The organism is Bacillus bruguierae, assembly GCF_037104725.1.
GTDB lineage: Bacteria > Bacillota > Bacilli > Bacillales > Bacillaceae_G > Bacillus_A > Bacillus_A bruguierae.
Genome location: NZ_JBAWSX010000010.1, coordinates 75,672 through 98,858, shown reverse-complemented (window position 1 = coordinate 98,858; position 23,187 = coordinate 75,672). Strand labels below are relative to the sequence as shown.

Below are 23,187 nucleotides of genomic sequence, written 5' to 3'. Positions count from 1 at the left end.
GGCTTTGCATCTGTCCTTCTACTTCTTATCCCCGAATCTGCCCATTCCCACGAATCACATATTTTGTGGAAGTCAAGGCAGATAGCCCCATCGGTCCCCGCGCGTGCAGCTTTTGCGTGCTGATGCCGATTTCTGCACCGAAGCCAAATTCAAAACCGTCAGTAAAGCGGGTCGAAGCATTATGATAGAGCGCCGCGGCATCGACGGACGTGAAAAACTTGCTGACATTTTCCTCGTTCTCTGTAATGATCGCTTCGGAATGCATGGAGCCATAAGCATTGATGTGGCGAATCGCTTCTTCAACAGAGGAAACGATTCTGACTGCCAGCGTAAGAGACAAAAACTCTGTTTCCCAGTCTTCTTCTGAAGCGCGTACAAGAGAAGAATCAATTGCCAATGCTTTCTTATCTCCGCGCAGCTCCACTCCTCTTTCCTTCAAGAAAGAAAACAGCTCGGTACCGAATCGCTGCGCCCAATTCTCATGAAGTATAATTGTTTCAATAGCATTGCATACAGACGGACGCTGTGTTTTAGCGTTTACGATAATATCGAATGCCATCTGTTTATCCGCTGTTTCATCAATGAAAATGTGACAATTTCCCGCACCTGTTTCCAATACAGGAACAGACGCTTCTCTCACTACAGTATCTATCAACTGCTTGCCACCTCTTGGAATAAGAACATCCAAGTACTCGTTCAATGTGAACAGCTGCTTTGCGTTGTCTCGTGAATTGTCTTCAATGAGCTGTACGTTTTCTGAAGGCAAGCTCGTTTGTTTGAGCGCACGATGAATGACAGCGACGATGGCTTTGTTGGAATAAGCGGCGGAAGAACTACCACGCAAGATCACTGCGTTTCCTGTTTTCAAGCAAATTGTGGCCGCATCCACCGTCACGTTCGGCCGCGCCTCGTAAATCATCCCGACAACACCGAGCGGCACGCGCATCTCCCGAATAGACAATCCATTCGGCCGTTCCCATGCAGCTACACATTCTCCGACAGGGTCGTGCAAATCAATCAGCTGCCGGATACCCTCTGTCATATCAATAATACGCTGTTCATTCAGCATGAGGCGGTCGAGGAGAGAGGCAGACATTCCTTTCACTTTACCTTGTTCGATATCCCGTTTGTTCTCCTCCAAAATATAAGGTGTTTCTACTATCAATTGCTCAGCGACAGCCGCCAGTGCCTTATTTTTTTCATTAGTCGATTTGGCCACAAGCTCTCCCGCAATCTTCTTCGCTATTTGTCCCTTTACCAACACTTCATTCATTTTCGTTTCCTCCTTTTAAAAATTAAAAAGTATAAAATTTGAGACGTGGCCAACTAGGCACTACCATCCAAGACTCTCCTGCATAGATATTAGTTGAATCAATCTGACGCTTAGAACGAGAAAAGAAAAACAGCATCTTCTAGGACGGAGGAGCCTGTGTTCTTCACTTGAACGAGCCATTTCTCTATTTTTAAAATGAAACCCAATTATCCCTATGAATGACCTCATAGCTATGCCTTTCTCCTCGCACTTGAATGTCGTGGCTCTGCATACCTTTTAGCTCCTGCAATTCCTCTGCACTATATCTGCACTGTCCTTTCCCTATCACCCGTCCTTGCTCTGTGATAACCTCCACGACTTCGCCGGCTTGAAAGATCCCAAACACACCGGTAACACCGGCAGGCAGAAGACTTTTTCCACGCTGAATGATGGCAGCGGCTGCTCCAGCATCCACTTCGATTTGTCCGCTGACAAGCGAATGCAGCGCGATCCATTGCTTGTTCATCTTGATCACTTTTTGAGGCGCATTGCCGATATACGTTCCATCACCTTTACCCTTCAAAACATCTAAAAACTTTTCCTGTCCACGTCCTGTTCCGATGAATACACTCACACCGAGAGATAGTGCCGTCTTTGCCGCATCGATTTTCGATTTCATGCCGCCTGTACCAAGTTTTGAGCCAGCATCTCCAGCAAGAGAGGCGACTTCTTCCGTAACGGCAGGAAGAAAGTAATACTTTTTCGCGTCCGGATTTTTCTGGGGATTCCGGTCATACAAACCGTTCACATCCGTAAAAATCATGAGCATATCCGCCGAAACAAGCCCGCTTACTAAAGCTGACAGCATATCATTATCACCAAACGTCAGCTCCTCCAAAGAAATAGTATCATTTTCATTGATTATAGGAAGAGCAGAGCGGTTTAGTAGCTCCGATAAAGTGGCGTAGGCATTGCTGTATTGTTCTTTTCTAGAAAAATCGCTTCTTGTCAGCAGAAGCTGCGCAGTAACAATCCCATATTTGCGGAATTCTTCCGTATACGCCTGCATCAACAGACTTTGCCCGACAGCCGCGGCAGCCTGCTTCCCTTTAATTGTCACAGGCCGGCCGGGATACCCGAGAGCGGAAAAACCTGCGGCGACGGCCCCAGATGTAATCAGCACGATTTCATGCCCTTCCTGCTTCAGTCGCGCCAAGGCGGCGACGTGATCTGAAAGCTGTTCGCCAGAGATGCCGCCATGATTTGCTGCCAAGGAACTGCTTCCGATTTTTACGACAATTCGTTGTTTTTTCACTTTTGTACCTCCTAGTCTAAAATAAAAGTTTTTTGTAAATTGTGCTGCTTCTTTTTTCAAATGGAACAAACTATTCTTCTACCACGTGCAATTTGCAGCAAAGAACCCCTCACTAACTCGCAATAAGGAGCCAAATAAAAAAGACCGCTCCGCCCTTAAAAAAAGGACGAAACGGTCATTGTTCCGCGGTACCACCTTCATTGATATAAATCTATATCCGCTTGTCGCCTGTAACGCAGGCATACGCCTAAACTTTCGTTTAAGACTCAGGGATAGGTTCGATAATTTCTATACGAGGAATCTTTCAGCCTGCGGATTCCACTCTCTTGCGCAAGAAGACATATGTACTAGTTCCCTTCAACGATGTTCACTTTAATTTTTATATAGTATGCAATATAACGCATTTTTATGTCAAGAGATATTTTAGAAAATAAGGAAGATGACAAGTTTAATTCTTGTTAATAAGTGATTTCTATATATTTTTTGTATTGCAAAAAGTAATGTACTCTTTTAAAATGTTTTTTTATATAAATCTCGATATAGTTTATAATGTTTATTTCTTCTGTACGGGAAATTATTATTTTTTCAGAATAATAATTTCAAACCAATAAAATGTATAATAAAAGGAGCAAGAGCGAGTTATTATGAACAAACAAATAGGATTCATCGGATGCGGAAACATGGGTATCGCTATGATAGGTGGAATGATTAACAAAAATATAGTGTCTTCAGATAAAATAATTTGTTCAGATATAAGTGTCATGAATTTAAAAAATGTTAGTGAAAAATATGACATAACTACAACTACTGACAACAATGAAGTAGCTAACAATGCTGATATTTTAATTTTATCAATCAAACCAGACCTATACTCATCAGTAATTAACCAAATAAAAGAGCAGATAAAAAACGATGTAATAGTCGTGACTATTGCTGCTGGAAAAAGTATTAAGAGTACTGAGAATGCTTTCGGCAAAAGGTTAAAAGTAGTTAGAGTAATGCCTAATACACCTGCTCTTGTTGGAGAAGGAATGTCTGCGTTATGTGCTAATGAAATGGTTACAGAAAAAGATCTAGAAGACATACTAAATATATTTAATAGTTTTGGCCAAACAGAGATAGTAAATGAAAAATTAATGGATGTTGTAACATCTGTAAGTGGTTCTTCTCCAGCATATGTATATATGTTTATAGAAGCCATGGCAGATGCTGCTGTACTAGATGGTATGCCAAGAACTCAAGCATATAAATTCGCAGCTCAAGCTGTATTAGGTTCTGCAAAAATGGTACTTGAAACAGGAATACATCCAGGCACACTTAAAGATATGGTTTGTTCTCCAGGTGGAACGACAATAGAAGCTGTAGCAACATTAGAGGAAAAAGGCTTAAGAACAGCTGTCATTTCAGCTATGAAACGTTGTACGCAAAAATCTGTTGAAATATCCAGTCTAACTAATAAGTAAGAAACTACGTTTAGAGGTAAAATAACATCGCTATCAAGCTAAGAAATACAAATACCTCCAAAACGAGATAATTGACATCTTCATGTGAAAATGTACAATTTTTTTGTTTTGGGGTGTTATAAAATTCTTAAGGTGATGGGCATGTGGCGGGAACCCATATAGTACAAATTGACACTGTATCTAAACTGATCGTTTTTGTTACTGTAAAATCATTGGTTTTTCCTAAGAATTAAGTCGGGCTAACCACTAAAACACTGTGTTCTCAATAAATACTTTTCCCCTGGTTACAGGAACGCTGGAACTAGGCCTAATTCAACGATGAGGGCGTTTCTAATTTTCAAATATACAACGTAACAAAAATGAACGTTTAAAAATGAGAAGTAAACAAAAAAGACCAATGCACCCATTGGTCTTCCCTTACTTCCCTATTCACAAACAAGAATTTGCCGAGAAAAGTTTCCTTTTCTTGTTACGCAGCGGTCTATAATTTCAAATCCAATTTCTTCGATCATGTGATCCATTGTTTCGCTTGTTACAACTACTACTTTTTTTGCAATACGGCGCGCATGTTTTAAAATCGAGAATTGATCTTCTGGTGTTGCGCACGTAAATAGATTGTACGGCATATCGATAATTGCTACATCGTAGTTTGTCTGAATGTCTTCGATAGGTCCTACCGTTACGTCTCCTTCAAAACCAAAATGCGCGATGTTTTCTCTTGATCCGATTACGACAAGCGGGTTAATATCACGGCCAACGATGTCAATGCCCATAGAGAGTGCTTCTACCACTACCGTTCCAATACCACAGCATGGATCGATCGCTTTGACTCCATCAGGATTTGGCACAGCGATATTCGCAACAGCTCTCGCTACACGTGTGCTTAGTGACGTAGAATAGCTGCGTGGTTTTTTCACGTGATGGAACCAAACAGCCTCGCTTTCCATATATGTTCCGAAGTACCAACGTCCGCCAATGATTACAATGCCAAATACACGCTCTGGATGATGCACATCGGCTTCACCTTCAATATGCATGCCGATATCTCGCTCAATAAGGCGGCGTTCTCCGTATTCTATTTTTTTCGATTTATCAAGATCATTAATTTTAACGAAGATGACTTTGAACGTGGATCCAGACAAATCAATCTGTTCGACCTGCTTCAAAATATCTGGCAGTTCATCTCCTTCATACATTACGTCAATCCGTTCTTTAATAAACGGGCTTCGGCTCGGATCAATTTTGATTGTGCTTTTCAATATATTAGAGTGCGATTCCGTTCCAAAAAGTGAGCGCATCTCCATATAACATAAAGAACGTTCCTCTTCGCGAAATGCATACGTATATATATACGCCGGTGTTTGGCTATGATTATCCAATCTATTCCCATCCTTTATCGTATCAAATTGTTCTTTCTCTCAAATGATATCCGTATCATTGTGCAACGTAACGTTGCAAGCGGTAAAAAAGGACTAATAAGCCGAGGCAAAGTTGTCTCATTTTATTAGTCCTTTTTATGAGCTTTTACTTATTTAAAGAACACTTTGTCTACATTATATTTCGACTTTTGTTTATTAGCGATATATGTTTCATAAATTTCTCTTTCCATCGCGTTTTCTACAAGACAAACATCAATTTTGATTACTTCATCTCTATGGTCTTTGATTACTGATACAGTATCTTCAAAATGTTTTTTTATTCTTGGTCTTAACTTTCTTGCCTTACCAACAAACATTAGTTCATTCTTGTTGTTATAAAACATAAAGATTCCACCTTTATCTCTAGGAATTAGGTAAAAATCAGTAAACTGTAGCTTTGCAATAAAGTTTGATTAAAAAATGTGTTTTAATCCTTATTTAAAAGCAAATATAAAAACTTCATTTTGAAAAAAGATTGATCAAAATGGAGTTTCTCTTTTTAACTAAGTATGAAATTTTTATAAAAAAGTTTGATTATTTTAATCCTCCTTATTCCACTAACGCACCTGTTTACGGAAATGGAATATTTTGTTTTAAATTATCGAACTTTATTTTAAAACCACATTTAGGGCTATCCAATTTTAGTTAGAGTATAGCTTTAATAGTTCTTGTATTGGTAAACTATTTGTATTGTTCATCCCAACAAAATATTCTAATTGCCATTTCTGTATTTCGATAGCTTGTTTGCTAGTGGGATTTTCCCAGCTAGGGTAAACTCTAATTGCCATTTTTCCTTTTGTAGTGGCTGTTTTAAGGATATTTTGTTTTACAAGTACTTCTTTTGGAAAAACGAATTGTCCAAAATTATTATTTCTAGTAAAAGTATTGATAACCAATAAATCAGTAGCTTTTTCATATGAAAAGGCTTGGTTTTTATTATCCCCATCTTTTTCCCAAAAAGCAACAAACTGTCCTATCTTGGTAGGTGTTATTTTTGCGACTCTAAATCTAATCGATTTTGAATTTAGCTGAAATATACCAGCCCCATAATCTGAATTTTGAGCTTCTTCTCGGACAGCTTTTATGGTTAAGTGACTGGGTTCATAAAACATTTTATTTATATATGTTAACGCATTATAAAATTCATTCATTGCTTTGCATCCCCTATTTTTTATACTACTAATTCCAACGCCTTTCAAATCAATATTATCTTAATTTGAACGCAATGCCCAAATAAAGCTATTGAACTAACCGTTTGTGGAAGAAGGAAAACTGAAATAATAACATTTCGGTTCGACTTTTTTATAAACGGTATAACTTTTTTCAAAACATGGAAATCTTTCTTTAAAATTGACAAGTGCAAAGAAATCAAGAAAGAACGTTTAGAATGCCATTTATATGGGCAATTCATTAGTATTTTACTCTGTTCATCGACGATGTTCAAAATGCGTCAGTTACTATTGGATAAGAAAAAGAAAGAGCTAAGTGAATACAAATCCATCTATATGATAAAGAATTATTATCTATTGTTTTATGAAGGATTACAGAAGGGCATCCATAAATTATTAAAAGTTTTACTGCGCTTATATTATTTTTTAGAGAAAATCTCACCGGTACGAAAAAAAAACCGTCTTTGATATCTTAGGTGTTGTGTATGATTATACGTTGTCACAAAGTATCAAAGTTGCATAATATTTTTTAAAACACCTATGTATTAGGTTTATTTGTTATGCTCATCTTTAGTACAATCGTAGAAGTTTTAAAAAAATAACTCTCACATATACCTTTTTAGCACCCTTAACTTGATAGCAATGTGGTCCTACCCCCATGGCCATCAAGCTAAGAAATCCTTTTCTCTTCACAACAAAAAAAATCTTAATTCATATAAATAGTTGTAGGAAAGGAAATTTTTTTGTTATGAATTATTTTATTTTTTAGGCTGATGGGCATGTAGTGCTATCCCTATATGTAATACATACTATTTCTCTAATTCTTTGGCTGTTCAATTGCCCCTGCTACATCATAATAACTAAGATCCAGTTCTGTCTGTTCACCAAGAGCAAGTTTCGCAAGCTCAGAACCTAAATAAGGTCCTGCAGTTAACCCAGAAGCTCCAAGTCCATTAGCAACTAGTATGCCTTCATAGTTAGGTAATGCGCCAATTACCGGAAGGAATCCTGGTGTAAACGGCCTATATCCAACTCTCGTTTCCATCATCGTACTATTCGATAAACCTGGAGCAACTGATAGTGCTTTATCAAATACTTCATGTAATCCACCGGCTGTTACTCTGTAATCAAATCCAGTATCATTTTCATGTGTTGCGCCTACTACTACACGGCCATCTTCAAAAGCAAGAATATATTGATCATTCGGCGGCATAACAACTGGCCAATTGTTTGTATCCACGTCCTGTACATGAAGATGAACAATTTGCGCTTTTTGGAATGTAACTAAGAAATTGACACCAAGTGGTTGCAATAATTCATTTGCCCATGCACCCGCAGTTACAATCACCTGATCAGCTGTTAAAGTTTCACCATCTACTTCAACACCAATAACACGATTGTCTTCATGTACTAATGATGCATTTCCATTCCTATATACAGCACCATGTTTCTTTGCAGCGTTCACAAGAGCCTGACGAAGTGCTCTACCGTTCACACGCGCAGCACCGCTAATATGTACAGCACTATACTCTTCTGATAATGGCGGAAAAAGCTTTTTCGTTTCAGCTGGCGATAAACGTGTAATTTCACCAATTTCCGGAGCATCCTCGCGTCGTTTATACGCTCGCTCCTCCATCTGATCTAATTTTTTCTCTTCTGTATGGAGACTAATCGCACCTACACGTTTATAACCAGTATCTATTTCGCCATCTGCTTCTAATTGTTCAATTAAAGAAGCATAGTAACGAGCTCCGCCTTTCGCCATTTGATACCAAGCTTGGTTCCGGCGCTGTGACAGCCAAGGACAGACAATCCCAGCTGCTGCATCCGTCGCCTGTCCTAAATCTTGACGATCTACCAATGTAACACGAACTCCTGCTTTTGCAAGATGATAAGCAGTAGATGCTCCGAGAATCCCAGCTCCAACTACAATATACGTTTTCATTTCTAACACCTTTCCCTTTTTAAATCTTTATTCTAGAAATTTGATCTATAAATGATTAAACACATCTCTTTACCTTTAAGGTGAATTTCTTTATTCAGTATACTGGAAGGAGAGTTTTTTTCAACTATAACGCCGCTTAACAAATTAAGTACTTATATTTTTGGAAGTCAATTCAAAGTTCAACTTATTTGACGAACCAATATTAAATAGAAAAAATAATATTCCTCCTGCAACAGGCATGACATAAGAAGGAAGGATATTTAATAGAGATCCTGATGATATCATCGCCATAGGAAGCATTATTTTTGCGATAGTAATGCCAATGCTTAGTACCCTACCTCTATATTCATCTGGAATCTCTTTTTGCATAAAATAAGACAGAGGGATGTCAATTAGCGCTATGACTACTCCAAACAAGAACATGACAGCAATGAAATAACAGGTGTAAACGATGGAGTTCAATTGTAAACTTTTCAACAAAACTGGAACTCCTAATAAAATCATAAAAATCGATAAAGCAAAACTTAAATATTTTACAAGAATAGAATATGAAATTCTTTCTGTGATTTTCTTTACCAATAAAGCCCCTAAAATCATCCCCACTGGAAAGGCCCCTTGGATCATACCAAACTCTTTTGAACCTAGCTTTAAAACTGTATTGATCATATATGGTAATGGAACAGTCACAGCAAAACCGAGAAAGAAATTAATTAATATTAAGATCATAAACATGCTCTTAATACTCTTTCTTTCGAATAAATAGTTAAATCCCTCTTTCATATCTCTAATTAAATGAATTTTTTCATCTGAATGCTCATCATTTGATTGATGATTGAAAAGCTTGAAATGAATAAACATCATTGATAATCCGGAAAGGATAAAAGAAATTCCATTTATAATAATAAAAGTTTTCATATCAAAGATTGCAAAAACAATCCCGCCTAACATAGGTCCCATAATTGAAGAGATTGAGTCGATTATTTTACTAATAGAATTAATATTCATCAACATCTTTTCAGATACAATGTTTGGCTTCGCAGCTTCTAAACCTATTCCAAAGAAAGTAGTAAACACCGTTAAAAGGAAGGTAGTGGCATAAATGATGAGTAAATTCAATTCATATTTCATACAAAATATATAAACAGAAACTAACAAAATTCCGCTCAGAAGATCCATAAATACAACTAACTTCTTTTTATTGACTTTATCTACAATCACCCCAGCAAACGGATTGATGATAATCATTGGAATAAATCCTAATATAAGAGTAATTGCAAAGCTTAACGCTGAACCCGTCTGCTTTAAAACGTATAATCCTAACGCAAAATTATAAATAGCTGTACCAAATATTGACACAGTCTTTCCTGTAGAATAGAGGACTAGGTTTTTTATTTCTTTTTTGCTCTTTTCGTTACTTATATTCATTTGTAATGCTTCCATAAATACTCCACCTCGCTTAACTTTTTATACAATAAAGTTTAAGCTGCCGGGTGAACCCGATATCAATACGTGAAATCCACAAATTTTCAGGGGGAAATGAAAAAAAGATAGGGTTAACCCTATCTTTTGCCAAAAAATGAATATGAATAAATTTCTTCACCTTGCACAAAGAAATTTTCGTACTTTCCACCTCTATCAATATATTCGGAAGCCCTTTCTTCAATAGAAATATAATTTAAAGTGTTGATGTTTTCCTTAATCCTTTTAGCTATAAAGTTATCTCTGAATCTAGCTTCAATTTTGCTATTGGCGCTAAAGTTTTTAAAAGCAATAAACGATCCCAATAAGTAACAATCAGGCTTAAAAAGAGAATCCACTTCACGAAGCAAAAACGCCTCATGTTCAAAGCTATAATTACTAGTACCCGAATGATCCATCACGATATCGACAGAGTATTCCTGTATAGGTATATCTAAAAAGTCAGCGCAAATAAAGAGAATGTTTCTTTTGACACCAGATCTCTCTAATACCCCTTTTAAAAACCGATGCCTCTCTAAGTTGCGATCAACAGCAATATACAAGCAATTTTCCGGTAATTCCCGAAAAATATTTCGCAGAAAAAAGCCAACTCCGGATCCTAGCTCAAGTACTACTTTATCGTTTAAGTTTAATTGACCAAGTTTCCTCCTTAACCATTCTCCAACTTTACGGATATTTTCCAAATAAGTTGGATCAGTTACATGAATATATTCAAGAATAAATTCTTCATGATGGGGCCCCGAAGCCGCTTGAAATGAATTACCAACCTTTAAAATACCTGATTCAACAAGGTATTCTTCTCCACAATTGCAAGTTAATTTTCCCTCCATAATTTGATTGCGATTAATGATCCCATCTTGAAGAATAAGCTTTGCACTACATTTTAAACATTTCAGCATATCGAGTACTTTTAAATCAATCCCAATCCTCCAGCTTGAACCTTTCGATTTTGCTGATAACGCATCTAATTTCGTCTTTAGCTTTTCCTTTATTTCTACTAAATTATTTATTTCCTGCCCAACCTGCTCATATTTATCCATAAATAAAGATTGATAGGACGTATCATGTTCATAATCCGTTAATTCACCAAAATTTTTATACAGAAAAATTTTTTTAATCTCGTTTAAACTAAAGCCCATCTCCTTAAATTCTAAAATAAGCTCTAAAACGTTTTGACAGCGCTCATCAAAAAAATAATGCCCTCCCTTCTTTTCAGGCACAATCAACCCTAGATCCATATAATGTCTTATTGTATCGATACTCAGTTTATTTACTTCTCCAAATTTACCAATCTTCACTATATCACTACCCGTACATATTTTTTATTCATGAGTCCTTCTTTTCTTACGTCAAAAACAACTATACTTTCTATAGTGAACTAGGAGGTTTCCGAAATTTTGTCACTTGCTCAAAAGCGTAACCAATCTTAATTAAAGTTCCCTCACTAAATGCAGGTCCCGCAAAAGTAATGCCAAATGGACGCCCGTTTTCCATATATCCTGCTGGTAAAGCAATTGATGGATAACCTGCTTTTGCAGAAAGAGTAGACCCTACATAGGCCGGGAATAAAATGGCATCCAGGTTATATGTTTGAAGCGCAAAATCTATTCCTTCATTTTGTGAATAATAAAGATCTTCTAATTTCGCCATTATGTACTCCGAATTACTTAATGTATTTGGTAGAGACTCTCTATATTCAAGCATATTTTGTCCGTACTTTAATGCTTTATCACTAAGTTTATTATTAAATTCTATTAATTCGTGATCATTATGAACAGGAACATGTGATGGTAGTTGATATAGATAATTTCCTAAACTATGTTTTATCTCATAAGTTGGCACTTCATAACTCCATTTCCTATTGAAAGAAGGGATTTCAATATTCTCTATGACTTCTGCCCCAGCTCCTTTCAAAATGTGAATCACTTTAGAGAATAAATGTTCATCGAACTCACCTGGTAGAAAATTTTCTTCAGCAACCTGCTGAAACACACCAATGCGCGCTCCCTTTAATCCACTCTTATCTAAATATGCCGTATAATCTTGTACAACATTTTCTTCACAACGATAAGTCGCTGGGTCTAGTTCATCTTTGCCACTCAGTACACTTAATAAAAGCGCAGCATCTTCTACAGTTCGAGCAATGGGCCCTGCAGTATCTTGTGAATACGTAAACGGAATGATGCCCGATCTACTAATCAGTCCAACAGTCGGTTTGATGCCAACTACAGAGTTTTGTATTGCTGGACTTAAGATAGAGGCATCTGTCTCTGTACCAACTGATAATACTGTAAAGTTTGCAGTAACTGCAGCAGCGGAACCAGAACTGGACCCACCTACAAAAAATTCTTCAGGACCATAAGGATTCAAAGTTTGCCCTCCTCTTGCACTATATCCAGCCCACATTTTTAACGACATGCCATTTGCTAATTCTGTCATATTCGTTTTCCCTAAAATAATAGCTCCTGCGTCTCGAAGCTTTTTCACTAGAAACGCATCTTTTTGACTCACATGGTTTTCTAAAGCAAGCATACCAGCACTTGTATGCATTTTATCTCCTGTTTCTATATTATCTTTCAATAAAATTGGAATCCCATGAAGAGGCCCTCGTTTTCCTTTTTTCTTTCGCTCATAATCCAATGATTCAGCAAGAAAAATAGCATCCGGATTCATTTCAAGTATAGCGTTTATATTAGGACCGGCTTTATCATACTTTGCGATTCGATACAAATAATACATAACAAGGTCTTTTGCTGTTAACTTACCCGTTTCCATCGCTTCTTGAATCATTGTAATTGTTAATTCTTCTCCGTCTATGTTAGGTAATTGAAATTCCATATCGTGAACCCCTTTGTTTTTTTGAGAATATTATAACAATTCGAATTACCTATAATCTAGCAAAATTCCCTTGTATGTACTTATTCTTTTTATTCTTACCTCTGTACAAATATTTATTTTATAGTTATATTATGGTTATTGAGTTGTTACGAAAACATAAACATCGCTCTATTTTATATCCGTAAACTGTTTGAAAATCCATTTGTCATAATGAATTTTATTCGGAAGGAGGTTTGCAGTTTATACGTGAGGATATAAAAACTAGTTTTACTTTACATAATTAGTAAACATATAGGAGGCGACATGATGTTTCGTACAATTTCAAACTTTATGAGAGTAGCTGAGATCAGAAGCAAAATCCTTTTTACTTTAGCGATGTTAATCGTTTTTCGGATTGGCACATTCATTCCAGTTCCTCATACTAATGCTGAGGTATTAAAACTACAAGATCAAACAAATATTTTAGGAATGCTTAATGTATTTGGCGGAGGTGCCTTACAAAACTTTTCAATTTTTGCAGTAGGCATCACACCGTATATTACAGCTTCCATCATCGTGCAGTTATTACAGATGGATGTCGTTCCTAAATTTGCAGAGTGGGCAAAGCAAGGTGAAATGGGCCGTAAAAAATCCGCTCAATTTACCCGCTACTTTACAATTGTTCTTGCATTCATTCAGTCGATAGGAATGTCTATTGGCTTTAACAATATGGCAGGTGGACAATTAATAACTGATCCAGGCCTAAAAACCTACTTATTAATTGCTACCGTATTAACTGCTGGTACTGCGTTTTTAATGTGGTTAGGTGAACAAATCACTGCAAATGGAGTAGGCAACGGAATTTCAATTATTATTTTTGCAGGACTTGTGGCAGGAATTCCAAGTATTATGAATCAAATATACTTACAACAAATTCATAATGCTGGAGATCAACTCTTTATGCATATTATAAAAATCGCATTAATTATTTTGGTTATTTTAGCAATCATCGTTGGTGTTATTTATATTCAACAAGCAAATCGGAAAATTCCTATTCAATATGCAAAAGCTTCTACTGGGAACAATCCGTATCAAGGAGCAAAAAATACACACTTACCTCTTAAGGTAAATAGTGCAGGTGTCATTCCTGTTATCTTTGCTTCCGCATTTTTAATGACGCCGCGAACAATCGCGCAGCTGTTTCCAAGCTCTGCGGTGTCCAAATGGATCAATACAAATTTGGATTATTCACACCCAGTTGGAATGTGTTTATACCTTGGACTCATTATTGCATTTACATACTTTTATGCCTTCGTTCAAGTAAACCCTGAACAAATGGCTGAAAACTTGAAGAAACAAAACGGGTATGTTCCAGGTATTCGACCAGGGATAATGACAGAGAAATACGTAACAAAAATCTTATATCGTTTAACTTTTATCGGAGCAATCTTTTTAGGGGCAATCTCTATTTTACCGATTATATTCACAAAAATTTCTGATTTACCAGCTTCCGCTCAAATTGGCGGGACAAGCTTACTCATTATTGTCGGTGTCGCGTTAGAAACGATGAAAACGTTAGAAAGCCAGCTTGTGAAACGTCACTATAAAGGATTTATTAAGAAAGTGAATTAACATTTTATTTTATACAAACCCCTCTTATATATCGTAAAAACATCGATATATAAGAGGGGTTTTTCGTATAATAACTCTTGCATTTTTTCACAAAGTTCCATATCTAAAAAAGTTTTTAATGGCATCAAGACGTATTTTATGATTACAATCTTCACAACAAAATACACTATTCTTATTTTCCTTAAACTGTTTATACTGCCTAGCTCTTCATAAATTCGATATTTTTTCTAAAACTATAGCAAATTACCTCATATGATTCATTACTCTTGCAAATTGTACCGAAAATTCACGAAAAACCCCTTCTTTCATACCCAAACATAGAATATTTTCATTCAGTCGGAAAATCCTTTCATCATGACCAGCTGCAAATACATGTTTTTAGTTTTATTTTAGATTTAATGCAAGATTTTCCTTTTTTAATTGAATATTAACGGGACAGGGTATGCAAAAGGAATAATGATTATAGAAGTTGAATTTCTAACTGTATAATTAATTTATTTTCCTAAATTATAGCCTACAAATTGAATAACTTAATGTAAATATATGAAATGGGGTAGATTCATGTATTCTATTTTCAAAGATACTGTTGCTGATATGACATGGCTAGAAATTGAAGAGGCATTACAAAAGGGTGCAGTGGTGCTGTCACCGACTGGTGTGATTGAGCAACAAGGCCCCCACTTACCTACAGGGGTTGATATTTACGAGAGCCATTATATTTGTCGTTGTATAAAAAAACGGTTAGAAAAAGAGAACATTCCAACTATAATAGCACCTCCTTATTACTTTGGTGTAAATCATATTACGGGCGCATTTCCCGGTTCTTTTACATCAAGAAAGGAAACCGTACATGCAGTCTTATTCGATATGTGGGAATCCCTATTCAGATGGGGAGCAAAGCATATATTTGTTATTGATATTCACGGGGATCAACAACATGGTGATGCGCTAATAGGAGCAATTAGAAAGACAAGGCAAACACTAAATATTGATGTTCGTTCAGTTATTGCTAATTTGTTAGCGGACCAGTTAGGAATCACGAAAGATCGAGAAGAATTCTTGATTTTTGATATCGATTTTTCCTTTGGTTCGTTCGAGCCCCCTCCTCGCTATCCAGATTTTCACGCAGGAGCGCAGGGGACAGCACGATTTGTAAAATATTTCCCCGATTTGGTAAGGCAAGAAAAAATCGAAGAACTAGCCCCTAGGCTATTAAGCAAGGAAGATTTGGAAGAGTGGCAAAAAGGAGGCGAAAGAACTAAATCGATTGCTCCCAAAGGCTATGTTGGAAATCCTCAAGGTTATACTCCCTTTTTAGCAGAGGATAAGTTAGATTTTATCAGTGGCTTTATTGAGTTTGCATCAAGGGAGATACTTCATTATCTAAGAACACAATCAAAAAAAGAAAATTAAATTTTTTTATCATTGGAATGTAATTTCACCAAAAAAGAACAAAGAAAATAATCGAACTTTTTTATAAAACTTAAATATAATTTAAACAATAAGAACCCATTTTAATTTTTGTTCAAAATGGGTTCTTATTGTTTGTTTCCAAATACAATTTCAATTCATATTTTGGGTCAAGCTTTATTTCAAATCAGCAAATATGTTAATTTATCTTTATTGTTCCTTCTTTACTTAAAACTTCCAATTTATTTGCTGCATCACCAATGATTCCTTCTTTCGATTGTTCAGTATCCTTTTTTTTCTTAAAGCTATTTAATTTAACTGTTATATCAGATGAATGACTATTAGCAGTGAGCATTAATGAAGTCGGAGCTTCTTGATAAGATACAGCGATATCTCCTGATTTTGTTTCTACAAACAATGACTCTCCTTCTTTTGAATTTTTAATTGTTACTTCACCCTCTGTTGAAGTAACTTTCATTTTAGGACTAGTCACACTTGTAATATAATTATCACCAGTAGTGGAAGCTACAGTTAATGCCTTTAACGAGCTATCTTTCAAGCTGAATTCCCCATCTTTTGATGTAAACTTCCCCTTATCCGCTGACAGTCCTTCAATTTTTTCAGCACCAGAGTCGTTTGAAATTACAATATTTTTAGTCGCTACATCTTTCATTTTTATATCACCGAAACTATTATTCAATGTAATCGTATCTATTTCATTCTTTGGGATAGAAATATAGATTGTACCTTTCTTCCCGAAACTGAATCCTTCAAGTATTCCCTTTTGGTCTTTTTGATTCATTTCTATTTTCTTCCCATCATTTTTAATTGTTACGGGATCTTTTTTCTTGTCCTTTTGTTTTCCTTCAACTTCGATTGTTATTTTTTTTGATTTCGTATTTTTGAACTCTATATCCCAAGATTCATTGTTTATCTCCACTTCTTCAATACTATCTGCTTCAAAGGAAGTTTCTTTTTCAAAACTCTTTCCTCCTACTTCTTTGAAGCTAAAAACGAATCCACCAGTTACAATTAATGCAGTAGAAGCTAGTATCATTTTTTTTAATTTTTATTCCCCATCCCTTGTTGAATTTGAATATTACTCCATCCTCGCTTTGTTTAAGCAACATCAATTTTGTCAATTTTATAATAAGAAAGATATCCAATGATTAGACCAAGTAGACAGAATGCAATTGGTACCCCAATGAATTCGAATAAACTAGTCGAACTACCGCCATTAGAAATAGTTGAGTTAATCAAAAAACCTATTAATACAGCTGAGGTAATTGTTGTAGCGGTTGATTTTTTTCTCATACCAAAATATAAAGGAATCAGGCTTACTCCAGCCATCATAAATGCATGAATAAAAGTAGTTGGAACTGTAGCAATTATTTCATTTATACTAACAGGTGTTTCAAAGAACCCTATAATTGGGTTTAAGAAGAAAGTTAACATACTGATAATAAAAGTAGTGAAAATTATGCTGAAAAAACAAAATCCAAAAACAATTGATAACTTAGCTTGAAGTAATTTTTTCCGTTGTAATGGATAGGTAAACACTACTTGAATCGTTTTGCTCTTGTATTCATCAATAACTAAACGCGATAAAATTACGCTTGAAAAAATTATAAATGTTATTCTAATAAGAATATTTGTTAAAGACATGAATGCCATATAATCTGGAAACATTTGCTCACTCTCACCTTTAGAACCTATTGCCATAAGACCAGCAGCAGCGAAAATTCCAACAATACAAATTGCTAGTCCTTTAAAATAACTAGATAAGAAATGTTTTTCCCATTCTAGTTTCATAAGTTTAAACATGTTGACCGCCTCCATTAATAAGGTTTAAAAAGTACTCTTCTAAATTGTGTTGTTTTCTTTCAATTCTCTTTACTATGACGTCATTCAATATCAATTCTTTATTGATTTGATATTGAGAAATGGCTTGTTCAAAAATCCGAATCGTATTCTGGTCTACTATTTCATATTTTTTAATTCCTAATGTATCTTCCAGTACCTGTATCGTTTTTTTCAAATTGTCTACTTCGATTTCAAGATATTCGATATTTTCTTTTCTGATTTCTTCCATTTTTACTTCTTTTAATAATTTCCCCTGATTAATAATGCCTATAGTATCTGCTATAGATTCTATTTCGGATACAATATGGCTTGAAATTAAAATGGTAATTCCATATTCCTCTTTTAAAAGTAATAAAAGCTCCCGAATGTCTTTAATTCCGATTGGATCAAGTCCATTGATAGGTTCATCAAGAATTAAAATTTCCGGTTTCGTAACAATCGCCCGCGCAATCCCTAATCGTTGCTTCATCCCTAAAGAAAATTCATGAATTTTCTTATTTGCCACCTCTTTAAGTCCTACAATTTCTAAAGCTTCACCCACCGCTCTTTTATCATGATAGCCAATGTATTCACAATGAAAGTCTAAATTTTCCTTTGCTGTTAACCGGTCATAAAACACTGGGTATTCAATGATGCTGCCTATTTTCTCTAAATATTGATAAGATGTTGGTAAAACAGTCTGATTTAATACAATAATCTCACCAGAAGATGGCTTTACTAAATTTAAGATCATCTTCATAATGGTTGTTTTTCCAGCGCCATTCGGTCCTAAAAACCCGTAAATCTCTCCTCTATTAATTTTCATATTGACATTAGAAACCGTTTCAGTTCCCTTAAACATCTTGCTTAATTTGTTAATTTTGATAACATATTCCACTCGTAGTCCCTCCTGCTTTATATTGATATGTTACAATAAGCTTAACGAATGAAAGTAAAATCAAAGTAAACTCTATGGAAAATGCTTGTAATATTTTTATTAGGATAAACATCTACTGAAAATAAATTGGTATGATGAGGGTGAAATGAGGGATAATCGAAATGGAATCTGCAAAAATATTAGTAATAGATGACGAAGTTGGTATATTGAAATTATTAGAAATAATACTAAGGAAAGAGAATTTCATTCATATAGAAACTGTCTCAACAGGAAAAGATGCGCTGCGGCGTATCAAAGAAAAAGTATATGATATTATTTTGCTCGATATCATGCTTCCAGATATAAGTGGGTTTGAACTATGTACAGAAATCCGAAAAAATACAAATACACCTATCATTTTTATTAGCGCACGCTCAACAGACTTCGATAAATTGACAGGTTTAGGAATAGGCGGAGATGATTATATTACAAAACCTTTTAATCCTTTAGAAGTAATAGCTCGAATAAAAGTCATCCTTCGTCGTCAAAAAATGTATGAGAATTCACAACAACAAAGTACTTTATACAATTATGACTACTTCACTTTTAACCCTGAATCTGCAACATTAACAGTTAAAAATCATCTAGTAGAATGCACAGCAAAAGAGCTGGAGTTACTACATTTCTTTTGCAAAAATCCGAATTGTATTTTCACAACTGCACAGCTCTACGAATTCGTGTGGGGAAATGATGTTTTTGGAGAAGAAAAAACCGTCACGATCCATATATCCAAACTGCGGAAAAAACTTGGTGATGATACACGCAAACCAAAAATCATTGTAAATTTACGAGGAATTGGCTATAAATTCATCCCTCCAAATGAGGCGTTTATATGCGAATAAAAACTCGATTTACATTCCATTTAGCATTAGGACTTATTCTTTGGATGCTTGTAACTGGTTTTTGCATTGTCATTATTGTTGAAGGTATTTTTCCGCTGTTCGGTATCATTGTTAATGAAAACACTGAAGGTTTGCTTGTGGCTGGGATTTTTGTTATTAGCACAATTATTTGCATTGGCTTGTTTGGATGGTATTTTGGTGGTCCGATTGGATTCATAATGACTTGGATCCATCAACTCTCACAAGAAAACTACAAGCAACCTAAAGGTTTGCAAAAGATTTATACCAAAAAGGGAAAACTTCGTATGCGTTATCTTCTGTATCAGGAGGGACTTCAGCAGCTCCAAATATTGGCTGTAAAATTACAAGCTTCTGAGATAGAAAGGGAAAAAATAGAGAATGCCAAACAAGAGTGGATTGCTGGTATTTCGCATGACTTAAAAACACCACTAACATATATCAAGGGATATTCAGCGCTTTTATTAAATGATCAGTATGAGTGGTCAAAAGATGAGGTTCAATCTTTTATCCAAGAAATTGATGATAAAGGAAAACATATGGAAGAATTAATTCAAGATTTAAGCCTCGTCTTACAACTAAATAGCACGGAAGGCACATTACCTTTACATAAAACGAATCAAGATTTAGTCGAATTTGCAAAAAGAGTTGTTGCCGACATTAGTCATGATCCGCAAGCAAGTAACTATAAACTTCACTTTAAAGCGGATACGCCTGTAATTAATGTTGAATTCGATCATAAATTTATGCAACGTATCTTACAAAACATTCTCATGAATTCGATTTTACACAACCCTGAACATACCGATATATATACAACACTTTCTGATAATGATAAACATGTAGTTATCCATATTATGGACAACGGTGTTGGCATGTCCCCTCATATGATAGAAAATCTTTTTCAACAATATTACCGAGGAACAACAACTGATTCCTCTTCCGAAGGGACTGGACTTGGAATGGCAATTGTCTATAAACTTGTACATGCTCATAATGGTACAATTTCTGCCAACAGCGAGCCTTCGAAAGGAACATCATTCAATATCATCTTGCCGAAAAAAGGACGTTCATAAGACAACAAGTCTTAAGACGTCCTTTCACTTTTAAAACTCATGAATGAAATAAAAAAACCTTACATCTCTTTTTTCAACAGTTTTCCTTGCCTCCAATACACCTCAAGTGTGGATCGATTCGCCATAAAAACACCGATTAATATGAAGAAAGCTCCAATTCCCATCACTGGTTTGATTGGTTCACCTAAAAACATATATCCTGTTATAACAGCAATTAATGGCGAAACATAAAGCCAAGTAGATGGAAATACAGGATTAGTTTTGGATAATAGCCAATAGTATAAGCCATGCCCACCTATTGAACCTATAAATATTAAATACAGAATCGGCCATTGAACGTTCCATGTAGTTAAGGCAGATAGATTCGGATGTTCTAATAAAAGAGAACAAACTATTAGTAATAGACCTCCATATAACATTTGAATACCATTAATCAAAAATGGTGAGACATCTAGTAAATCTGATAAAATTCCCTTTGAATGAATAGCGCCCATTCCGTAGAAGAATTCTCCTACTAATATAACAAGGCAAGCAATGCTCCAAGTATAAGAGAATTGCTGCTGTAACCCTGGTAAAGAAATGCATACAACTCCTATAAGAGCAAGTACAAGGGCAAAAAGTTGTTCCCTTCTCAATTTCATTTTCGTTCGTTTCGTTTGAAGCAATAAAATCATCATTGGACCTGTAGCGGAAAGAACGGCTGCTAATCCCGATGAGATATATTGCTCTGCCCAATATAAAGTTGCGAAGGTCATAAATGTAAGACAAAAACCAGCGAACATAATCCTTCTTATGAAAAGGTATGGTAGAACTTGTTTCCGTTTCATGATAAAAAACATAATCACAACTATACCTGCCAAAAAGAAACGAATCCCCGCTGAAAAAAGCGGCGGAGCCCCTGCTGCAATTCCTATTTTAATCGTTAAAAATGTCGTCCCAAAAATGACACAAATAAGAAGATAATTAAAAATAATCATACTGCTTCCCCCTTTTCATTCTTGAAATGAGTATAGAGAAAACAGTGTATAACAGTACATCAAGCTATATAACAGTTGTATATATTTTATGTTGATTATAAAGTTTTTTTCAGTTTAAATGAAAATAAAAAGAAGATTAGGTGAGAGTAATGAAGATTATAATCCGAAAAGAATCTAATTTACCGTTTTATCAGCAAATCTACGAGCAAATCGTTCAGCGTATTCAAGGCGGCATATTAGTAGATGGAGATGTTCTTCCTTCTTTACGCACTATGGCAGACGATTTAAAAATAAGTGTATTGACGGTTCGAAAAGCATATAAATTGCTGGAGACAAAAGGCTATGTATATATACAGCCTGGAAAAGGGGTTTACATAAGAGGGAAAAACTCTCCTTCTCTACATACAAATGCTCCATATCACTGGCAACATATGAAAGCTGTTAATGTAATAAGATCTCAATATATTATCAATCGCCACAAAAAGTATTATGATTTTTCTCAGGCCATTCTCTATCCACGCCTTTTACCTAATCCGTTTCTATCAAGTGAAATGCAAAAAATATTAGACGAAGACAAAATGATTTTAGCCACATACGGATCTGTACAAGGTGATGAAGAGCTTCGCATGGAAGTTTGCAAATATTTAAAAGACTATCAAGGATTGAGCGCTGATCCTGCTCATTTATTAATTACAAGTGGTGCCCAGCAAGGAATTGATTTAATCGCTCAAACATTATTAAAACCAGGAGACACGGTAATAGTAGAAAGTCCGTGCTATGGTGCTGCCATTGATGTGTTTGTTAACAAAGGAATCAACGTTATTTCCATTGTGCTTGATGAACAAGGCATCCGTTCTGATTTATTAGATGAGGTGTGTCAAAAGAATAATCCAGTTTTGTTATACGTGAATCCTGCCTTTCATAACCCTACTGGGATATTAATGAGTGAACAAAGACGAAAAGAACTTATAGAATTAGCAGAACTTTATCACTTTTTTATTATAGAAGATGACTCTTTTGGTGAGATTTATTTTGATGATGTTACACTCCCGGCTCCCCTTAAATATTTCGATACAAATGGTCATGTGATTTATTTAAAAGGATTTAGCAAAACGTTAGCACCTGGGATTCGTATCGCAGCAATTCTAGCCGAAGGACCTGTATTTGATTGGTTATATGCCGCAAAAGCATTAATGGATATAGGAAGTCCGCAGTTAACGCAAAAAGCTATTTTACCTTTTTTACGGACAGAAAGAATGAAGAATCATTTAGAAAAACTACGAACTGCCTTACAAATGCGTCGTGATACTACAATAGAAATACTTGCTTCCTTAACGGATACAATTCACTTTCAAGTACCAAAAGGCGGCTTTAATTTATGGGTTTCCCTTCCGAATTCAATGAATTCATTTACATTACTAAAAAAAGCAAATGAAGCTAACATTTCTTTTTTACCCGGAACAGCTTGCTTTGTTCATGAACCGAAACACGAGTATATGCGTATCAGTTACTCCATGCTAAGTGATCAAGATTTAAATGTTGGGCTACAAAAGCTACGTGAAATAATTTTAGATTTTCAAAAATAGACACATGAA

General features: G+C 35.5%; 18 protein-coding genes, 2 pseudogenes and 1 other annotated feature. Of the genes and pseudogenes, 7 read left to right on the top strand and 13 right to left on the bottom strand.

Features of this window, described 5'->3' with window-relative positions; translation table 11 throughout:
- Nucleotides 1-25: 25 nt before the first annotated feature.
- Both WAZ07_RS16715 and proB read right to left on the bottom strand, forming a co-directional pair.
- A complete protein-coding gene (locus WAZ07_RS16715; RefSeq protein ID WP_336473367.1) occupies nt 26-1,273 on the bottom strand; it encodes a glutamate-5-semialdehyde dehydrogenase in 1,248 nt (415 codons plus the stop codon).
- Nucleotides 1,274-1,463: 190 nt separating this feature from the next.
- Nucleotides 1,464-2,567 carry a glutamate 5-kinase gene (gene proB, locus WAZ07_RS16710; RefSeq protein WP_336473366.1) on the bottom strand — a complete coding sequence of 368 codons (1,104 nt, stop codon included), beginning with the start codon at nt 2,565-2,567 and terminating at the stop codon, nt 1,464-1,466.
- Between the two features lie 159 nt (nt 2,568-2,726).
- Nucleotides 2,727-2,937: a binding site (T-box leader), on the bottom strand.
- 274 nt (nt 2,938-3,211) lie between these two features.
- Between proB and proC the strand changes: the two genes are divergently transcribed.
- The gene (gene proC / locus WAZ07_RS16705) at nt 3,212-4,030 is read left to right on the top strand and encodes a pyrroline-5-carboxylate reductase (RefSeq protein ID WP_336473365.1); all 819 of its coding nucleotides are present in this window, start codon (nt 3,212-3,214) and stop codon (nt 4,028-4,030) included.
- A 425-nt stretch (nt 4,031-4,455) separates the two neighbouring features.
- Here proC and WAZ07_RS16700 read toward each other — a convergent pair whose 3' ends face one another.
- The 3 genes and pseudogenes from WAZ07_RS16700 to WAZ07_RS16690 all read right to left on the bottom strand — a co-directional run bounded on the left by WAZ07_RS16700 (nt 4,456) and on the right by WAZ07_RS16690 (nt 6,599).
- Nucleotides 4,456-5,409 carry a TRM11 family SAM-dependent methyltransferase gene (locus WAZ07_RS16700; RefSeq protein WP_336473364.1) on the bottom strand — a complete coding sequence of 318 codons (954 nt, stop codon included), beginning with the start codon at nt 5,407-5,409 and terminating at the stop codon, nt 4,456-4,458.
- Between the two features lie 149 nt (nt 5,410-5,558).
- A pseudogene (locus WAZ07_RS16695) lies at nt 5,559-5,837 on the bottom strand (nucleotide excision repair endonuclease); the annotation flags it as partial.
- Between the two features lie 252 nt (nt 5,838-6,089).
- Complete coding sequence (locus WAZ07_RS16690; protein ID WP_336473363.1) at nt 6,090-6,599, bottom strand: MepB family protein; 510 nt, start codon at nt 6,597-6,599, stop codon at nt 6,090-6,092.
- Nucleotides 6,600-6,770: 171 nt separating this feature from the next.
- On the opposite strand from WAZ07_RS16690, the pseudogene WAZ07_RS16685 reads away from it, so the two are divergent.
- Nucleotides 6,771-7,140, top strand: a pseudogene (locus WAZ07_RS16685) (IS4 family transposase); the annotation flags it as partial.
- A gap of 294 nt (nt 7,141-7,434) precedes the next feature.
- On the opposite strand, the gene WAZ07_RS16680 reads toward WAZ07_RS16685, so the two are convergent.
- The 4 genes from WAZ07_RS16680 to WAZ07_RS16665 form a co-directional block, all read right to left on the bottom strand.
- On the bottom strand, nt 7,435-8,562 hold the full coding sequence (locus tag WAZ07_RS16680; protein WP_336473362.1) for an NAD(P)/FAD-dependent oxidoreductase: 1,128 nt from the start codon (nt 8,560-8,562) through the stop codon (nt 7,435-7,437).
- Nucleotides 8,563-8,706: 144 nt separating this feature from the next.
- The gene (locus tag WAZ07_RS16675) at nt 8,707-10,002 is read right to left on the bottom strand and encodes an MFS transporter (protein ID WP_336473361.1); all 1,296 of its coding nucleotides are present in this window, start codon (nt 10,000-10,002) and stop codon (nt 8,707-8,709) included.
- Nucleotides 10,003-10,121: 119 nt separating this feature from the next.
- Complete coding sequence (locus WAZ07_RS16670) at nt 10,122-11,339, bottom strand: MerR family transcriptional regulator (protein ID WP_336473360.1); 1,218 nt, start codon at nt 11,337-11,339, stop codon at nt 10,122-10,124.
- 70 nt (nt 11,340-11,409) lie between these two features.
- On the bottom strand, nt 11,410-12,879 hold the full coding sequence (locus tag WAZ07_RS16665; protein ID WP_336473359.1) for an amidase family protein: 1,470 nt from the start codon (nt 12,877-12,879) through the stop codon (nt 11,410-11,412).
- 306 nt (nt 12,880-13,185) lie between these two features.
- Between WAZ07_RS16665 and secY the strand changes: the two genes are divergently transcribed.
- Both secY and WAZ07_RS16655 read left to right on the top strand, forming a co-directional pair.
- Entirely contained in the window at nt 13,186-14,490 is a 1,305-nt protein-coding gene (gene secY / locus WAZ07_RS16660) for a preprotein translocase subunit SecY (RefSeq protein WP_336473441.1), read from the top strand.
- A gap of 561 nt (nt 14,491-15,051) precedes the next feature.
- Nucleotides 15,052-15,903 (top strand): creatininase family protein, encoded by an 852-nt coding sequence (locus WAZ07_RS16655; protein ID WP_336473358.1) that lies wholly within the window; start codon nt 15,052-15,054, stop codon nt 15,901-15,903.
- 196 nt (nt 15,904-16,099) lie between these two features.
- Here the strand turns inward: WAZ07_RS16655 and WAZ07_RS16650 are convergent, their stop codons facing one another.
- The 3 genes from WAZ07_RS16650 to WAZ07_RS16640 all read right to left on the bottom strand — a co-directional run bounded on the left by WAZ07_RS16650 (nt 16,100) and on the right by WAZ07_RS16640 (nt 18,640).
- A complete protein-coding gene (locus tag WAZ07_RS16650; protein ID WP_336473357.1) occupies nt 16,100-16,957 on the bottom strand; it encodes a DUF4097 family beta strand repeat-containing protein in 858 nt (285 codons plus the stop codon).
- A 62-nt stretch (nt 16,958-17,019) separates the two neighbouring features.
- On the bottom strand, nt 17,020-17,724 hold the full coding sequence (locus tag WAZ07_RS16645) for an ABC transporter permease (protein WP_336473356.1): 705 nt from the start codon (nt 17,722-17,724) through the stop codon (nt 17,020-17,022).
- The gene (locus tag WAZ07_RS16640) at nt 17,717-18,640 is read right to left on the bottom strand and encodes an ABC transporter ATP-binding protein (protein WP_336473355.1); all 924 of its coding nucleotides are present in this window, start codon (nt 18,638-18,640) and stop codon (nt 17,717-17,719) included. The genes WAZ07_RS16645 and WAZ07_RS16640 overlap by 8 nt, the downstream gene beginning before the upstream one ends.
- Before the next feature lie 161 nt (nt 18,641-18,801).
- Here WAZ07_RS16640 and WAZ07_RS16635 point away from each other — a divergent pair, with 161 nt between their 5' ends.
- Entirely contained in the window at nt 18,802-19,521 is a 720-nt protein-coding gene (locus tag WAZ07_RS16635; protein ID WP_336473354.1) for a response regulator transcription factor, read from the top strand.
- A complete protein-coding gene (locus WAZ07_RS16630; protein WP_336473353.1) occupies nt 19,512-20,615 on the top strand; it encodes a sensor histidine kinase in 1,104 nt (367 codons plus the stop codon). Before WAZ07_RS16635 ends, WAZ07_RS16630 begins: the two co-directional genes overlap by 10 nt.
- 59 nt (nt 20,616-20,674) lie before the next feature.
- On the opposite strand, the gene WAZ07_RS16625 is transcribed toward WAZ07_RS16630, so the two are convergent.
- Nucleotides 20,675-21,592 (bottom strand): DMT family transporter, encoded by a 918-nt coding sequence (locus tag WAZ07_RS16625; RefSeq protein ID WP_336473352.1) that lies wholly within the window; start codon nt 21,590-21,592, stop codon nt 20,675-20,677.
- 149 nt (nt 21,593-21,741) lie between these two features.
- On the opposite strand from WAZ07_RS16625, the gene pdxR reads away from it, so the two are divergent.
- Complete coding sequence (pdxR, locus tag WAZ07_RS16620) at nt 21,742-23,178, top strand: MocR-like pyridoxine biosynthesis transcription factor PdxR (protein WP_336473351.1); 1,437 nt, start codon at nt 21,742-21,744, stop codon at nt 23,176-23,178.
- The last annotated feature ends 9 nt before the right edge of the window (nt 23,179-23,187 follow it).

Excerpts from the sequence above, each read along its gene's own strand:
- WAZ07_RS16715 (WP_336473367.1), bottom strand. The coding sequence starts at position 1,273 with ATGAATGAAGTGTTGGTAAAGGGACAAATAGCGAAGAAGATTGCGGGA.
- proC (WP_336473365.1), top strand. The coding sequence starts at position 3,212 with ATGAACAAACAAATAGGATTCATCGGATGCGGAAACATGGGTATCGCT.
- WAZ07_RS16690 (WP_336473363.1), bottom strand. The coding sequence starts at position 6,599 with ATGAATGAATTTTATAATGCGTTAACATATATAAATAAAATGTTTTAT.
- WAZ07_RS16680 (WP_336473362.1), bottom strand. The coding sequence starts at position 8,562 with ATGAAAACGTATATTGTAGTTGGAGCTGGGATTCTCGGAGCATCTACT.
- WAZ07_RS16675 (WP_336473361.1), bottom strand. The coding sequence starts at position 10,002 with ATGGAAGCATTACAAATGAATATAAGTAACGAAAAGAGCAAAAAAGAA.
- WAZ07_RS16665 (WP_336473359.1), bottom strand. The coding sequence starts at position 12,879 with ATGGAATTTCAATTACCTAACATAGACGGAGAAGAATTAACAATTACA.
- secY (WP_336473441.1), top strand. The coding sequence starts at position 13,186 with ATGTTTCGTACAATTTCAAACTTTATGAGAGTAGCTGAGATCAGAAGC.
- WAZ07_RS16655 (WP_336473358.1), top strand. The coding sequence starts at position 15,052 with ATGTATTCTATTTTCAAAGATACTGTTGCTGATATGACATGGCTAGAA.
- WAZ07_RS16650 (WP_336473357.1), bottom strand. The coding sequence starts at position 16,957 with ATGATACTAGCTTCTACTGCATTAATTGTAACTGGTGGATTCGTTTTT.
- WAZ07_RS16645 (WP_336473356.1), bottom strand. The coding sequence starts at position 17,724 with ATGTTTAAACTTATGAAACTAGAATGGGAAAAACATTTCTTATCTAGT.
- WAZ07_RS16635 (WP_336473354.1), top strand. The coding sequence starts at position 18,802 with ATGGAATCTGCAAAAATATTAGTAATAGATGACGAAGTTGGTATATTG.
- WAZ07_RS16630 (WP_336473353.1), top strand. The coding sequence starts at position 19,512 with ATGCGAATAAAAACTCGATTTACATTCCATTTAGCATTAGGACTTATT.
- WAZ07_RS16625 (WP_336473352.1), bottom strand. The coding sequence starts at position 21,592 with ATGATTATTTTTAATTATCTTCTTATTTGTGTCATTTTTGGGACGACA.
- pdxR (WP_336473351.1), top strand. The coding sequence starts at position 21,742 with ATGAAGATTATAATCCGAAAAGAATCTAATTTACCGTTTTATCAGCAA.